The organism is Hahella sp. CCB-MM4 (assembly GCF_002260525.1).
Classification (GTDB): domain Bacteria; phylum Pseudomonadota; class Gammaproteobacteria; order Pseudomonadales; family Oleiphilaceae; genus Hahella.
Genome location: NZ_MRYI01000018.1, coordinates 59756 through 75819, shown reverse-complemented (window position 1 = coordinate 75819; position 16064 = coordinate 59756). Strand labels below are relative to the sequence as shown.

The 16064-nt window shown below is 46.3% G+C and carries 12 protein-coding genes; 11 read left to right on the top strand and 1 reads right to left on the bottom strand.

What is annotated here, in order from left to right:
- The first annotated feature begins 97 nt into the window (after positions 1-97).
- From BTA51_RS23760 to ssb, 3 genes are all read left to right on the top strand, one after another.
- Complete coding sequence (locus tag BTA51_RS23760) at positions 98-4669, top strand: AAA family ATPase (RefSeq protein ID WP_094711582.1); 4572 nt, start codon at positions 98-100, stop codon at positions 4667-4669.
- Positions 4670-5276: 607 nt separating this feature from the next.
- Positions 5277-5462: a hypothetical protein gene (locus tag BTA51_RS23755; protein WP_094711581.1), complete on the top strand. Its 186-nt coding sequence runs from the start codon at positions 5277-5279 to the stop codon at positions 5460-5462.
- 395 nt (positions 5463-5857) lie between these two features.
- The gene (gene ssb / locus BTA51_RS23750; RefSeq protein ID WP_094711580.1) at positions 5858-6433 is read left to right on the top strand and encodes a single-stranded DNA-binding protein; all 576 of its coding nucleotides are present in this window, start codon (positions 5858-5860) and stop codon (positions 6431-6433) included.
- Positions 6434-6650: 217 nt separating this feature from the next.
- Here the strand turns inward: ssb and BTA51_RS23745 are convergent, their stop codons facing one another.
- Positions 6651-8084 carry an ELWxxDGT repeat protein gene (locus BTA51_RS23745; protein WP_094711579.1) on the bottom strand — a complete coding sequence of 478 codons (1434 nt, stop codon included), beginning with the start codon at positions 8082-8084 and terminating at the stop codon, positions 6651-6653.
- 155 nt (positions 8085-8239) lie between these two features.
- On the opposite strand from BTA51_RS23745, the gene BTA51_RS23740 reads away from it, so the two are divergent.
- The 8 genes from BTA51_RS23740 to BTA51_RS23705 all read left to right on the top strand — a co-directional run bounded on the left by BTA51_RS23740 (position 8240) and on the right by BTA51_RS23705 (position 16044).
- On the top strand, positions 8240-9229 hold the full coding sequence (locus tag BTA51_RS23740; RefSeq protein ID WP_094711578.1) for a GlxA family transcriptional regulator: 990 nt from the start codon (positions 8240-8242) through the stop codon (positions 9227-9229).
- Positions 9230-9504: 275 nt separating this feature from the next.
- A complete protein-coding gene (locus BTA51_RS23735; RefSeq protein WP_246841154.1) occupies positions 9505-10440 on the top strand; it encodes a hypothetical protein in 936 nt (311 codons plus the stop codon).
- Positions 10427-11113: a PilN domain-containing protein gene (locus BTA51_RS23730; RefSeq protein ID WP_094711576.1), complete on the top strand. Its 687-nt coding sequence runs from the start codon at positions 10427-10429 to the stop codon at positions 11111-11113. Before BTA51_RS23735 ends, BTA51_RS23730 begins: the two co-directional genes overlap by 14 nt.
- 1 nt (position 11114) lies before the next feature.
- Positions 11115-11762: a hypothetical protein gene (locus tag BTA51_RS23725; protein ID WP_246841153.1), complete on the top strand. Its 648-nt coding sequence runs from the start codon at positions 11115-11117 to the stop codon at positions 11760-11762.
- The gene (locus BTA51_RS23720; protein WP_246841151.1) at positions 11755-12141 is read left to right on the top strand and encodes a general secretion pathway protein GspB; all 387 of its coding nucleotides are present in this window, start codon (positions 11755-11757) and stop codon (positions 12139-12141) included. The genes BTA51_RS23725 and BTA51_RS23720 overlap by 8 nt, the downstream gene beginning before the upstream one ends.
- A 19-nt stretch (positions 12142-12160) precedes the next feature.
- Positions 12161-13813 (top strand): pilus (MSHA type) biogenesis protein MshL, encoded by a 1653-nt coding sequence (gene mshL, locus BTA51_RS23715; protein WP_094711575.1) that lies wholly within the window; start codon positions 12161-12163, stop codon positions 13811-13813.
- A 15-nt stretch (positions 13814-13828) separates the two neighbouring features.
- The gene (locus BTA51_RS23710) at positions 13829-14671 is read left to right on the top strand and encodes an ExeA family protein (RefSeq protein ID WP_094711574.1); all 843 of its coding nucleotides are present in this window, start codon (positions 13829-13831) and stop codon (positions 14669-14671) included.
- Positions 14668-16044, top strand: a complete 1377-nt coding sequence (locus BTA51_RS23705) for a lipopolysaccharide assembly protein LapB (RefSeq protein WP_094711573.1) — start codon at positions 14668-14670, stop codon at positions 16042-16044. Before BTA51_RS23710 ends, BTA51_RS23705 begins: the two co-directional genes overlap by 4 nt.
- The last annotated feature ends 20 nt before the right edge of the window (positions 16045-16064 follow it).

The following is a 16064-nucleotide window of genomic DNA, read 5'->3' as shown; positions in this document are numbered from 1 at the left end:
TGTGCTATCTTTTTAAATCATATCGGATGGTGACAGGGCATTACGGTTCCAAAGCAGCAATTGGGACTGCGTTCTAAAGGAGCAGGTAAGACTCAGCATGTTTAAGGGTGGAATTGCAGATAAACTTGGCAACGGGTATGAGTCAAAGTGGATTGTTAAGTACCTAATATTACTTGTTTCAGGAAAAGCTAAATGGTTTAAATTCGAGGGGCTGGATACTGAATACACTGGCTTTGAGTTTGCCTGCGAGGTTAATGGCCGAACAGAGTGGCACCAATCTAAGAACAACTGTTCGAAAGGTAACTGGTCAATTAATAGCCTAGCAAGCGAAGGCATATTAAGAGCGTTTGCTAATAGGCTAGGAAATGATCCTACTGCACGATGTTTTTTTGTATCGCAAGACAATGCCAAAGACTTCAGAACATTATCAGAAAAATCACGCATAGCTGATGATCTACCCCAGCTAGAAGATCATCTATCTAGAAAACAGGCTGAAGCGCTTGCTGAGTTAAGAATACATTGGGACGTTGATGATGCACTTCTTTTTGATTGGTTGAATCGAAGTATTGTTGAAATTATCCCTGAGCGTGAACTGGATACTTTTATTGACTGCTATGGCGACCTTTACTTTCACGATGGTAAAGGCACTTATTCGTTTCTTAGAGGTATATTGGAAGACAACTTCAACACCAAGCTAACGACGGATGATCTGAGAGAACAAATAGCAAAAAAGGGAACATTGGAATTTAAAAGCTGGCTTTTTGATTCGACGCTGAAAAAGAAAGTTGATATAGAAACAGAAGCTTATTTGGATTCCTACTTACCCTTTGGTTTTTCAGGAACCATAATTGAACGGCAGACCGAGAACGATGTTGTCGATATGGTTTTAAACAGGCAATCCGGCGCAGACATTATATTTGTTACAGGTTCTGCAGGGGTGGGAAAATCTGGAATCAATCGAGGAGTATTAAAAAAGCTGATAGATAAAGAGATACCTGTGTTAGCTTTTCGTATTGACCAATTTCTATCATGCAACAATAAGGAAGAGTTAGGGGCGCAAATTACAGGGCAACGAGAAAGCCCTGTGACAATTCTTAAAACCTTGGCTCCTGATGATATTGCAGTACTTTTTATTGATCAAATCGACGCTGTTAGCGATATTTCTGGTCGAGGAGGAAATGTCAAAAAGGTCCTTTTTCGATTGCTAGAAGAAGCCAAATCATTCGGCACAATAAAAGTCGTAATGTCTTGTAGAACATTCGACTTAAACAACGATGCTAGGCTTAAGGACATTTATGACCAAGACGCAGTCTCAAGCATTGAGGTTCCACAACTGGATTGGGATAGTGAAATATTGCCCTTATTAAAAGGAAAAGATATTGAAGTACAGCAATTTACGGATAAACAGAAGAATTTGCTCAGTCTGCCGATCAATTTAACAATTTTTTTAAATATTTATGAACAAGGCTTTTCATTCAGCTCAACTACCGCTCTATATCGTGAGTTCCTAATTAAGAAGCAGAGACATATTTCCTCCACCTCAAGTCCAAATTGGACTTTGGCTCAGGTTCTTGGTGAACTTTCACTGTGGATGAGTGAAAAGCAACAACTATCAGCACCAGTTCAAATACTTGACCAATATCCAAATGCGCTTGAAATTTTGTCGTCGGAAGGACTAATAACGATTTCTAAGCATAATGTTAACTTTTTCCATGAGAGCTTTTTCGATTACATTTACGCGAGAAGCTTTGTTACTAGTAAAATTAGCATTGATGAGATGTTATGTAGCGGTGAGCAGCATTTATTTAGGCGAACACAAGTTCGTCAGATCTTAGAAGCTATACGCGAAATTGACAGCCAGCGCTATCTGGAAGAGCTATGCCAGATACTCACAAGCGATAAGATTCGTTACCATATTAAATCAGCGATAGCTAGGTGGTTACGATCACTTAATAGCCCTACGAGCACCGAATTTAGGCTGCTTAGTGAGTTAAATACTGAGAAAGGTGAATTTCACTCATTATTTAGGATGGCTGTTCTCGCGCCAGGGGCTTGGTACAATCTATTAATAGATAATGGTTGGATACGACAATACCTAACGAAGGGCAGCGAACGAGAAATACACGACATCTTATGGCTTTTGTCTATATGTGCAGAGAAATCCCATGAAAGTGTAGCATTAGTATTACGTAAAACGTTAGCAGTAAAGCCTGAATTGGTAAGTAAGCTATTTTCTTGGTTTATTAAACTTCATTTGCGCGAACCTGCGCCGGCATTACTAGAGCTATATTTAGAATTGATAGATCAGAATCCTAAATGTTTTCTTAAGAGCCTAGCTGATTATAATTTTTCCCTGCATTTTCATGGATGGGTTGATTCTGCACCAGACCTATGTGGACAGCTCATTAGGAAGGTTTTCTCTATATGGTGTAATGAGAACCCCGATGAAATCCCTTTAGTTGGAGGCAAAGAATCAATTATTGATTCGCACTCCCTATCCGAAATTGCAAAGAAGTCACCCTTAGCCTTTATTGAAGGTACCACAGAAGTTTTTATTTCTGCGGTTACGGCTGCAGTTAATACTAATGAATATCATTATGAAATTAGTCGAAGAGCTTATTCAGGTATAAATCATGGCTTCGACGACTTTTTGAGTAAGTATCGTAAGTCAATTATTCAGGTCGCAGTTGAGCAGCCCAGTGTTGCCAAGGAGTATTTATTACTTCTACCAGCTAAAAAACATAACTGCTTTATGCATATATATCTCGAAGCTATAGCTTCTGCACCTGTATCGCTGTCATATTTGCTACCTGATCTTATTGATGGTGAAATGGCATTTGAAGCAGGCTTTAATGGGGCCAAGTGGTTATCCTTGGCAAACGCATATAAGTCTGCTTCGCCTTATTTGAGTGAGCAGGAATCTAAAATAATAGAAGAGCATATCACCAGCTATATGCCTGAAATAAACTATTCGCTTAGTGCTTATCAAATGGCTATAAGTGATTGTGATAATATCTGGAATACTACAACTAAAACAGCAATTGGCTATTTAAACCGATCAGGTTATTTACAATGGTGTATTCTAGAAACCGTAGGTGAAAAGTTACGTAACGATGTAACGAAACAAAAGCTTTCGCAATTACGTAGGAAATTTCCCAACGGTAAAGTTGAAAAACCTGACCATAACGAGGCTTCATGGGTAGGCCCCCCTTTACCAAAATCCTCAACAGAGAAGATGGATGACGAAAGTTGGCTTTCGGCAATAAAAAAATACAATGAAGATTGGTCATCAGGTAGATCTCTTGGAGAAGGCGGAGCAAGTGAATTGGCAGGCTGCTTACATGGATATGCTGTACTGAACCCGAAAAGGTTTTCTGCTCTTAGTCTAAAAATACCTCATGATTCAAACCCTGCATATGTCAGAGAAATTGTTAGGGGACTTTCCGAGTCTGAAAATAGTTCAATTACTGATGCTGAGCTTATTGACGTTATTATGCATGCTCACGGGCATCCTAAAAAGCCTTTTGGTGAGGCTATTGCAAGGTTGATTAGATGCAAACCTCATCTTACTGAGAATTCAGAGATACTCGATTTATTGATATGGTACGCACTTAATGGCGAGTCTAGTGAAGATGTTGATGAATCAAATTTGGCAAGAGAATCCATAGATATAGATAGCTTGTTAGAAGGTGGAGATCAATTGCACATTAGAGGTCTTAATGGTGTTCGAGGAAGTGCGTGGGATGCGTTACATATTGTGCTTGCTGATGTTTCTTCAGCTGAAGAAAAAATAATTGATGCAATTAAATTTTCTGTAGAGAATGAGCCATTAGTGAGTGTGCGCTGTTGTATCATGGAGTCTTTTTGTGCCATTTTTAATAAGGATAAAGATCTTTTTTCAAAGTTGATTTATCAATTGATTGATCCAGATAATTGTAAAGTTAATGAAACGCATACCGCATTGTCACCGCTTATAACTTATACAGGTATATACCTTTTCCCGTATGTTTTTATTCAACTTCCTGATTTGGCAGTGAGACTGGTTGATAAATTGATAAATAGCAATAATGCTAATATGCACTTAATTGGTGTATGGCTAATTTATTGTGAGAGCTTCCGGGATGAAGGGTTTATTGAAAACGCAGAGTCCTATCCAATAACAAAACCCGTATATAGGAAGATCATGGCAAGTGTTGCTAGAGATGTCATAGGTTGGACTGCTAGTAAAGATCGTGCCGAAATGCTATTGAACGAGTTTTTTCATGATGTTGATGGTGATATCAGGCGTAGGGCTGCATCTGCCTTTAGGAACCTTGAAAAAGATGATTTTGTACATTACAAGAATATGTGTCATAACTTTATTGATTCCCCGGCTTTTACCTTTCACGGTTCATATATGCTATATAAGTTTGAGGATGTCGAAGAAAATATTAGTGACATAATTGTCTCATCAGCGGAAAAAATTATTAGCACAGCTATTGCAAAAAAGCAGGCAGGCGAGACGTTTGGTTCTGATCTACATCAAATTCAAGATCATTTAAAGAGTGCTTATTTGGCTTCTGAAGCTAATCCTGAAGAACGAAAGAAGATTCTAGATCTAATCGATCTTATGTTGGTTTATGAGATATATGGAGGCGAAGAGATTACGACTCTAGATGATCGCTATTAATGTATAAATTGTTAATAAGCTGAGTTTAAGTGCAGTATATTCTAGCTTCTTTCCGTTTTGGCTATCAGGGCGGGTCTGTTCAATTATAAAAAAGGCGACTTTAAAGTCGCCTTTTTAAAACCCGCAAAATGTTTCTAGACATAAAATGTCTGATTACAATTTTTAGCATAAATTGGCCATTGAGGTCATTTTATGTGCAGATCAACACAAGGGTGTCCATAATCTATGGATGAGGAAAGTTAGAAAAGGGACATCCACTAACTGGTATACTGAAAGAGAACTAGGACTTCCACAACCCCTCTGACGGAGCGGTTCTCGTTCCGTAGTCTTCTACTTTTTTATTCAGTATTTAGATTCAAGGATGATCGACCCTAGCTAAAGGAGCTCATTACCCTTTCCGATACCCATAATTATTTTGTATTACCTGCTACGTGTGTCGGGTGTTTTTGTTTGGTTGCGACCACTTTTCTGGACAAAGTTATGGACAGCACAGTTGATGGATTGCGGGTCAACTGTTTGAAATGTCCGATATCTCCGCAATTAACTTTTACCCTCCCAAACATCGGATGATATAGTGGTTCTGTGTGACTAAAACAGTGGTATGTTTATGAGTAAACATGATAACCCTCTGTCTAAAAAGGAAAAAGAAGATATTGAAAGGGGAAATGCGGAAGCTGAGGAATTATTGAGAGAACTGGAATCTTTTTCTGGAGCGCAGCGACTTGGAGACGAAGCGTATGAGACCGCAATGAGAGAGTCTGAGAACAGACGGAGACTGAAAGACACCTCCTAAGAAACAGGGTTCTGTCGGATCAAATTGAAACAATTCCATATAATAGGAACAGAGCTTATTAAATCAAGATAGGCATCCAAGCGGTATAGAATTGGTTTTGATTTAATCAGCTACCAAAGCCAGCACTAGAACTTATTCCTTTTCGCAATATACAAGACGAAGAAATCGGGATTAGTATGATTTGAGGCGATACGATATCATTAGCCCTTTCGACTCATTTAAATGAATGCAGGGTAGGTGGAAGGGTGAGATTGCTCGGCTCTATCTGCCAGTATTAGTATAAGTTAATTAACTCATTGATTTGTAAAAGAGCAGACTGACAGCCAGTTTTGGCGAGTGACAGTTCATTTTGGCGAGTGACAGCTCATTTTGGCTATCGGCATGGGGAGAGCGATATGGCGCGTGGTGTAAATAAAGTAATTTTGATTGGTAATTTGGGAGCTGACCCGGAAACTCGATACACACCTTCCGGGAGTGCGGTCTCGAATCTGAATATCGCTACGGATGAAAGTTACAAGGACAGACAAACCGGTCAGATGGTGCCGCGGACTGAATGGCACCGGGTTGTTATGTTTGGCAAGTTGGCAGAGATTGCCCAGCAATATTTGAAGAAAGGCTCCAAAGTCTATATCGAAGGTCGCCTGCAAACCCGTAAGTGGCAAGATCAAAGCGGACAGGATCGTTATACCACTGAGATTGTGGTCGACATGCAGGGGCAAATGCAGATGCTGGACGGCCGCGGTGGTATGGATAACTCTTCAGCTCCTATGGATGATGGATGGGGACAACAATCTGCTCCTGCATCTGCGCCAGCAGCACCACAGCCGCAAAGAGGCGGCGGATATGGAGGTGGTGCTTCCAGCGGTGGGTATGGTCAACAACAAAGGCCACAGTCTCAACCTCAACCCCAGCATCAGCCGCAGAACAGTCCACAACCCATCGACGACTTTGATGACGATATTCCGTTCTGACGAGCACTATAGATAATAGTGTAAAGAAGAGCCCCATTAATTGGGGCTTTTTTGTGTTTGTCTAAAATGTGATTTTTATGCAGCACTATCATCATGTGCTATGGGGGCTGAGTTCGATCCTAGGTAGTGGAATTGATCCGGCCAGGCAGTTCGGGAGAACGTAGCGTCAAATAAAAAAGCCCTGCAGGACAGGGCTTATGAAGAATACTTGTGATTACTATCGGTGGAGAAGAGATTCGTCTGAGATATTCAAAACGATATCACTGCTCGAAGTTCCTGGCGAAATATCCATTAGCAGCTGAGTGCCTGCTTCGGTTCCATCTGTGCGCCAAAGTTCACGGCCATGTTCTTCGTCTGTAGCGGTAAATATCAGCACGTCGTTGACTTTGGTAAGGCCTGATGGATAGGAAGAACCAGCAGGGTTGATATCCGCCACAAGCTTCAGGTCGTTGCCTTCGACTCGATATAGTTCCCGGTCTTCCATAGCATCCATCGCCTGTAAATAGGCAGTACCGTTCAAATCAGTAAGATATCTGGGTAAATAATCAAGATTATTATCCATCGATATCTTGACGACATCATCTGCCCCATTTAATCGCCATAGGGCAGCGTAGGTTTCATCCGGGCTGGATCTGTTTACTCCGTAGAAGCCATTAGATGTCGTATATATTATGGCAAATGCCGAAGTTGGCACATCCACCATATCAGGGTCTCCAGATTCCCCTTTGCTGAACCAGAGTCGTTCATTTCCATAAGCATCGCTATTGGCCTTAATCAGCAAAGTATCAGCAACAGTATAAAGTTGAGGAGAAGATGAGCTTGGTCCAGTCCACAAGTCTTCAATACGGGATACGACACCGGATTCCGGATCAAGAATCAGAGGTTCAATATCCATTGGTGGGGTGGGGACCAGGCTTATGTTGTACGCCAGAGGACCGGATAGCATTGAGCCTCCCAATGCCAGTTTGTTGCCAAAGGCCGTAAGATTAGTCGGATAGTAAACCGTGGGAGAAACCTGACGGGTTCCTTCTTCTGTGCCATCACTTTCCCACAACACTCGTAGGTTTGATTCATCGCTGGAATAGGCGTTGAAATACAATTTTCTGCCTACTACGGTGAGGTTCTCTGGTGAGCCGTAATGAGTCCCCGGTACCAGGTCTTTGAATAGCCTCGTGCCATTTTCTGTTCCGTCAGTAACCCAAAGCTCACGGCCGTTTTCGTTATTTTCCTGGGAGAAGTAAATCTTGCCATTAAAGCTGGTCAGACCGTAGGGCATGTCTCCCTCTATCACTTCTCCTATTGTTTTTGTTCCTTGAGCCGTACCGTCAGTAACAGCAAGAGCCGAAACTGGAGCTTCCTCTTCGTTCCACCATCCAACGGGGATCAGCCAATTGTCACCGAGCTTTTTGGGACCGAGTGCGACGACCACTTTTTTTAACAACCTGGTTCCATCCTGTGAGCCGTCAGTGATGTACAGGCCTAATGTATTTTCCCGGGACGGGGCCATTATTTCCGTTTCATTCATGGATTGAGCCAAAAAGAAGGTAACTTCCTTGGACTCAGATGAAGAGTCACCACCCGAGGACGATGATCCTCCACAACCACTGAGTACAATTGTGCCCATGCAAAGGGCTGCCACTAACAGACGCATTATTTACTCCTTCGTTTACTACATTCCCCCAGAGAGAGGGCTCCAGAAAATTCAGGGGGAGATGGTAGTCAAAGGTGACAATGAATATCCTGCCAATCTGTTGGACAAATCTGCCAAACGCTCCATAATCTTTCGTTTTCGAATAAGAACTCCTGATGCATAAGCCCAAAACTGTCGTTATCGCATTGTTTGATGATGTTCAGCTCATGGATGTGGCTGGGCCAGCGGAAGTGCTATCTGTCGCTAATGCCTTAATGGACAAACCCTGCTACGAACTACACTATTTCAACCTCGACGGGGATCATTCACCTCGAACCTCGGCCGGTGTTGCGTTGGATTGCAAACCGCCATGCGAGGAAGTATTTCGTGAGATTGACCTGCTGCTCATTCCCGGAGCAAGGGATCATATAATTCTGAAAAAAATCGAACAGCAGGATTTTATGGGACGCTTGCAGGCTTTAGTTCAGCGGGCCAAGATCAAAGCGTCTATTTGTATGGGAAGTTTTTTTCTGGGGGAATTGGGTTTGCTGGATCAGCGCAAGGTGACCACGCACTGGGATGGTATCGATCGTCTCAAGTGCCGGTATCCTATGGCGAAGGTGCAGAACAATATCCTGTATGTTAACGATGGCGATATCTGGACCTCTGCGGGAATTATGTCAGGTGTGGATATGATGCTGGCTATGGTCATGAATGACCTTGGCCCTCAGATGGCGCTTAGTGTGGCCAGAGTCCTAGTGGTTTACCTATTCCGTGACGGAGGACAGGCTCAGTTCTCCGCGCCAATCGATTTTCAGTCCAAGGTACGGGATCCGGGAATGCTGTCTCTGATAGCGTGGTTGGAGGCCAACCTAAACAGGGATATATCGGTGAATGAAATGGCAGAGGAGAGTGGTAACTCCGTTCGCAGTTTGCATCGAAAATGCCTGAATGCATTTGCTCTGACTCCAGCCCAACTATTAACCAAGCTAAGACTTGAGCGAGCGCGGTCGTTATTGGCACAGCATGAGCTGAGTATTAAAAATGTTGCAACACAATGCGGTTTCAATCAAACAGGATCGTTTACAAAAACTTTCGGTAAGCACTTCGGTGTATCGCCGAGCGCATATCGGGACCGTTTTTTTGGACATGATGAAAGCAAGTGATGGTACCCGGCGATAGTGACTGTCTGTTAACCCCATATTTCTATTGACTCAATCTACCCCAGGCCAACCGGATTGTTACGTTGCCGGACTCAATGATTATCCCTGTTCAAATTGATCATGTGCAGATAAAGAGCATGCTGCTGCTGATTGATTTGCAGGCCTTCATTGGACAAAAATATTTTTGCAACAATGGCTTACTGGACTAAGCTAAAGTTATATTAAAACCATCTTCCAGGTGGTGCTTTATTTTTCAATTGCTTGAGAGGCTAACTTTGTTGTCCTGGCCGTTATTTCGGCGTGGCAGGAAAGGGCTGGTAGGGATTGAAGTACGAGCGAACGGATTGGCAGTCGCAGTGGCAGAACCCGCTGCGGATGGGAACCGCATCAGCAGGCTCGATTTTATCGAGGCAAAAGCGGCGCAACGTTCCACAGCTCTGAAAGACTACGTCAACACCCATAAACTTGAAGGCATGTCCTGTAATCTGGTGCTACCGCCGGAGCTATACGGCTGGCAACAGATTGAGCGCCCCCCTGTGGAGGATGATGAACTGGCCCAGGCGGTTCGCTGGAAGATTAAGGATACCCTGGATTACCCCATCGACGAAGCGGTGGTGGATGCCTTTGAATTCCCCTCAGATGCACTACGTGGCAAACCTCCCCAGGTTAATGTTATCAGTGCCCGAAAATCCCTTATTAAAGAACTCATTGCCATGGTCAACGGCAGTGGGCTGAATCTTAAGGCTATTGATATCACTGAATTGGCGCTACGGAATCTTGTACTGGGAGTACAGGAGGAAGGGAAAACTGTTGCGCTGATGATTATGCAGGAACATCGTGGCCTGATGTTGCTGATCAAAGATGGAGCGGTCTACCTTTCACGAAGAATTGAAGCCGATATGGAAGGCTTTGATGATCCCGATATCAGTGCCCGTGTTGGTCAACAGCTGGCTCTGGAGATCCAGCGTTCCATGGACTATTTCGAAAGCCAACTCGGCCAAACCCCGCCTCGATCCATTATTGCCTCTTCAATTATGCATGAGGCGGAACTGCTTTCCCGCCTGGATGAAACCCTTGGGTTGGAGATTAAAACTTTACCGGAAGATCGGCTGGGAATAGCAGAAGACCAGTTTGTGTCTGCTCAGCATTGGGTCGCCTGTGGTGCGGCGTTGCGTGTAACCACCAAAGAAAGGTCAATACATGCAGCAGGTTAATCTCTACACCCAGGAATTCAGGCCCAGAAAAGACCCTCTGGCTTTTAAGAATATGCTGATGGTGCTGGGCGTTATATTGGTTATCGGTGGAATATACAGCGCCTATCTGTTCTGGGATGTGCACCAGCAAAAACAACAAGCGGCGTTATTGGATCAAGGGAATGTTCAGTTGCAGCAGGAGGTTGATGCTTTGCAGAAGCGGCTGGAGGTTCGGGCCCGTGATACGCAGCTTCAAAGCGAAAATGACGTGCTCAAAGCGAGATTGAAAAACACCCAGCAGCTACTCGACATTATCGATGAAGGGGTTAACGATGAAGACGAGCAGGGTGTTTTCGGCGAAATTCTGACAGCACTGGCCAAGCATCGATTGGAACCCATGTGGTTGAACCGGATCGCTATTCTGCAGGCGGGTGAACGTTTGATTCTGAGTGGACAGACGCAGGAACCTGATGTGATTCCCCAGTATTTGAAGGCGCTAGGCACAGAGCCTGTACTGAGCGGCCGGGCATTCAATGTTTTTCAGATCGAAAAGCCGGAAGGTACTCGTGATGACACCCGGATATTCAAGGTGGATACACTTACTTCCCCTGAAGGTTCCAGTCAGAACTCTGGTGCTGACAATGATGGTCTCTCGTCTAACGTTTCTACATTGATCGACAGGGGCACCAGCTAGTATGGAGATGAACTGGAAGCTTTTGGCAAAGCGTATCAATCGGCTGAATCAACGGGAGAAAGTCATTCTGTTGGTGACCTGCGTCGCTGTTCTGTTGATGCTGTTTTTACAGCTTGCCTGGGGGCCGCAATGGAAGGAACAAAAGCGGCTGAACCAAAGCTGGAGCAATGCCCAAACGCTTAACAATTCACTGAGTATCCAGAAAGAAACGTTGACCCAGGCATTGGCGCGGGATCCGAACCAGGCGCTGAGAGAGGAGAATCAGCAGCTCAGGAGCAGACTTGAAGAGAAAGAAAATGAGTTGAGAGCTAGCCTCTCCCGCTTGGTGACCCCTGACGAAATACCGCCGGTTTTGGTGGCGTTGCTCGGGGATAATCCTGGATTACAGGTGATTCGCGTTGAAAAACTCCCCACCACAAGAATTCAGCAGGGTGAAGGTAAAGGTGCGGCTGTATTGTTCAGTCACAAAGTCAAAATCGTGGTGGAAGGAACGTTCTTTGATGCCTTGGGTTACGTTCGGAAAATCGAAGCAGATACCGGAAGGATCCGGCTCATCAGCCTGGATTATCTGGTCGAGCAGTACCCACGCGCGGAAATGACTTTGGAGTTGGAAACACTGGGCTTGGATGAGAGGTGGCTGGGTGTTTGACATAAACGCTTTCCGCTCGCTGATCCTGTACGGCCTGTTGATGATATTGGCAGCTCCGGTCTTGGCGATCGAGACGACCAAGACGATTGGCGGCGTGTTGTTGAAAGACCCGACCCGACCCGCAGGCTGGCAGGCTGGCAGAGTTGCCGCGGTCCAACCACAAAAGCCTGTTGTGAGATTGGATTCCATCATTTTTTCACCCCAGCGTAGAGTGGCTGTCCTGAATGGCAATAGCATGGCCGAAGGGCAGCAAAGTGGCGGTGTGAAAGTGGTCAAAATAGAGCAACGACGCGTGCTACTGGAATGGCAAGGGGTGCGTTGGTATGCGACTGTGTCAGGAGCAACGGATGATGCCATCAGTATTCGGCGGGCGCAGTGACGAGTATTCGGAGAGTAGAATGATAAGATTCTGGCGTACCTTGTGTGGTGGTGCGATGGCCCTGGTGTTAGGGGCGTGTGCGGGTATCGGGCCGAGCCCGGTGAGTACAGACAATACACAGCATATTGAGGAGCAGTTACGCGAGGCACAACATTCTCAAGCACCTGCCAAACCTGACGCGCCTCCCCGGGCCGTTACCCGTGAACTGATTCCTCCCCTGAATGCCACCTCTCGCCTGCCTGAAGCCGAAGAGCGCTTTGATATCACGGTCAATGAACTACCCGCGAAGGAGTTTTTTCGAGGATTGGTCAGGGGGACTCCCTACAACATGGTGGTGCATCCAGACGTGACTGGCACGGTGTCTCTGGATCTGAAAAATGTCACTCTGGCGCAGGTCATGGAGCTGGCCCGTCAGTTATACGGCTATGACTACAAGTACAGTGACGGTATTTATAAAGTACTGCCTGGTGGTATCCGGACCGAGATATACCAAATCAACTACCTGAACATAAAGCGTCGGGGCGCATCGGACATCATGGTCAGCTCCGGACAGCTATCCAGTTCTGTTTCCGGTTCCAGTGCCGGTGGTTCTTCTGACAATAACAATAACGCGACTACGACCTCCAATGCGGTGTTGTCCCGGATTACCACTGAAACAGAATCTGATTTCTGGTCGACCCTGCAACAGACCCTGCTGACCATTGTCGGCGATGATGATGGACGTTCTGTGGTGACCAATGCCAGCGCTGGAATTGTGCTGGTAAAAGCCCTTCCAGAAGAGCTTCGTTCAGTGGAGGATTTTCTGAAGCGCTCCCAATTGATATTGCAGCGCCAGGTCATTTTGGAAGCCAAAGTGTTGGAGGTGGAACTCAGTAAAGGGTATGAGCAGGGGATCAACTGGAGCTATTTCGATGAGTTCTCCTCGCAGTTGGACCTGAATGGAGATCCCACCAAGAGCCTGACACTGGGGCAAACTTCCGACGCATTAACCAATACCGGTATCGAAGGTATTTTCAGTGCAGCACTGCGCATTAATGACTTCACCACGCTCATTCAATTGCTTGGGAAGCAAGGTTCGGTTCAGGTGCTGTCCAGTCCCCGTATTGCCACGATTAATAATCAGAAAGCGGTGATAAAGGTCGGAACCGACGAATTTTTCGTGACCGGTATTCAGACCAATGACAGCAACAACAGCGATGAAACCTCTACGGAAGTGGATATCACACCATTCTTCTCGGGTATCGCGCTGGATGTAACCCCACAAATCGGCGACGACGGCGATATTACTCTCCACGTGCATCCCACTGTCAGTGATGTGGAAGACCAGACCAAAACCATTGTGATTGGTAACCGGTCTCTGATATTGCCACTGGCACTGAGCACGGTGCGGGAAACCGATAGTGTCATCAAAGCCCGCAACGGCCAGGTCGTGGTCATTGGCGGGTTGATTCAAAACATCACCGAAGATGATTCAGCAGAAGTGCCGTTACTCGCCGATATTCCCTGGCTGGGTGAAGCTTTCAAACAGAAGCGCCAGTCGGAGCGTAAGAGTGAGCTGGTGATATTGATTCGGCCGATTATTTCCGATCCTTCCGTGGTGAACTCGGACCTGCAGAAGTCAGAGGGCCGGTTTAATGAGCTGCGAAATGTCATTGAGCGAGATTATCGCTGAGCGAAAGGGGGGGCTATGTACGAAACGCATTTCGGATTTACGGAAGCGCCGTTTTCATTAACGCCGAATACCCACTTTTATCTTGACTCGCTCAGTCACCAGAACGCATTTCAAACGGTGCGGGTTGCATTGGATACCATGGAGGGATTTATCAAGATTGTCGGTGAAGTGGGAACCGGCAAAACCCTGTTGTGCCGCCGTCTGCTGAATACACTGGCAGAGCCGTACGTGACCGCATACATTCCCAATCCACAGTTGTCTCCCCTGGATCTGTGTCTGGCAGTTGCAGAAGAGCTGGACGTTATGATCGAGCCTGGGGCCGGTCAACATCAGCTTCTCAAGAAGATTAATGAAAAGCTGGTGCAACACGCCATATCTAACCGGCAAGTGGTATTGGTCATTGATGAGGCTCAAGCCATGCCGGATGCCACCATTGAAGCTTTACGCCTGTTGACCAACCTGGAAACCGAATCCCGCAAGCTACTGCAGGTGGTGCTGTTTGGTCAGCCTGAATTTGACGAGTTACTCAGTCGACCTCACCTGAGACAGCTCAAGCAGCGCATTACGTTTCAGGAATATTTGAAGCCTTTGTCCAGTGAACAGGTAGGGCATTATCTACAGCATCGTGTGGTGCTCGCCGGTTATAACGGATCAGGATTGTTTCACCCTAAGGCGATCAAATGGATTGGTCGTTCAAGCGGTGGGGTTCCCCGCCTGATCAATATCCTGGCCCATAAAGCGTTGCTGGCTGCCTATGGTGACGGGCATCGTCAGGTGTCCGGCAAGCATGTGCGGCGTGCGGTAAAAGATACTGAAAGCGCCCGGCCTATTGGCTGGTTACTGGGGAGCTGGGCATGAGCCTGCTCAACGATGTTTTGCGTGATCTTGATAAGCAGAATGCTGCCAGGAGACAAGCTGGGCATCTACCGGCAGGATTAACCGGTCAGGCGCTGCCTGTCGGGAGCCGTATGAAAATATGGTGGTGGCCGGCGATAGGGATTTTAGTCATCTGTCTGGTGATATTTGGTTGGCTGAGTTGGCAGCGGGGCCAGTTTGTTGAGGCACAACTGGCAGATCCAAATAAGCCTGCATTGTCTGATGCTTCCCGTTCACAGGAATCGGATGTGAATCAGGAATCATCCCAACCCGAGAGATATGCACTTACGGATTCCAGCATCGCCACAGATTCTGTGTCCCTGCCTGAAGATACTGTGTCCCTGCCTGAAGATACTGTGTCCCTGCCTGAAATTGCTGAACCGCAACACCAGGAAAACTTGGATTCGGGCACCGTAGTGGAAGAGATTCCTGCACCTCGAGAGGAGCAGGTGAGAAATAGCACTAACGATTCTATGGTTTCTCTGGATGAGGGGACGTTAAACGTCACTCAGTCGAAAGCAGAGCCTGTTGCGCAAAAAACAGCGCTAATGACGGATACAGTACCGCCTGGGAAACTGGAGAGGGCACCAAAGCCGGTTCCCCTGAAATCGATCTCGAAGCGGGAAGTGACGACAACTGAATCCACGCCCTTTGATCCTGTGGAAAACTCCGTTGACCATCCGCAGGAACCTTCTTCAGTTGCTACGCAGCCTGCGAAAGCTGTTTCTCAGGCCGCTCCTGCCATTCAACCTTCTCAGAACCCATCAGCCCTAGCAGCAAGGAGGTTGCGTGAAGCGCGGGACCTGTATCAGAAAGGGAAAACTCTTGAAGCAGAGGACATGCTCAGACGTCAGCTCGACAAGACACCCGAAATGGATGAATCCCTCTATCAGCTGGGGGCCTGGTTTTTAGCGCGGGGAGGAATACAGGAAGCTCTGACATTACTAAACCAAGTGAACGAATCCAGCGGGGCGGCTTTACGGGAAATCAAAGCCCATGCGCTGGTGTCCTCCGGACGAGAGACGGAGGCAATGTTATTGCTGGATTCCAATCCGCCCAACGCACGTGAGTTTCCACGCTACCAAAGTTTGAGGGCCGGGCTGCTGCAACAGGCGGGGCAGTATGAAGAAGCATTAAAGCTGTATGCCGAGCTGGTTGATACCGATCCCCGGCGGGGAGATTGGTGGGCTGGCCTGGCGATAGCGCTGGATCAGACCGGTCGGGTGGATTCGGCTTTGAGAGCCTATCAGCAGGCGCTATCTGATCCGACGCTGACGGGCCAGCTTTCGGTATATGCCCGGCAGCGAATTGAACAGTTGCATCGTTATATTGGTTCTCATGCTACTGGTAGTTAGATTTTTTGATCGACAGCTAA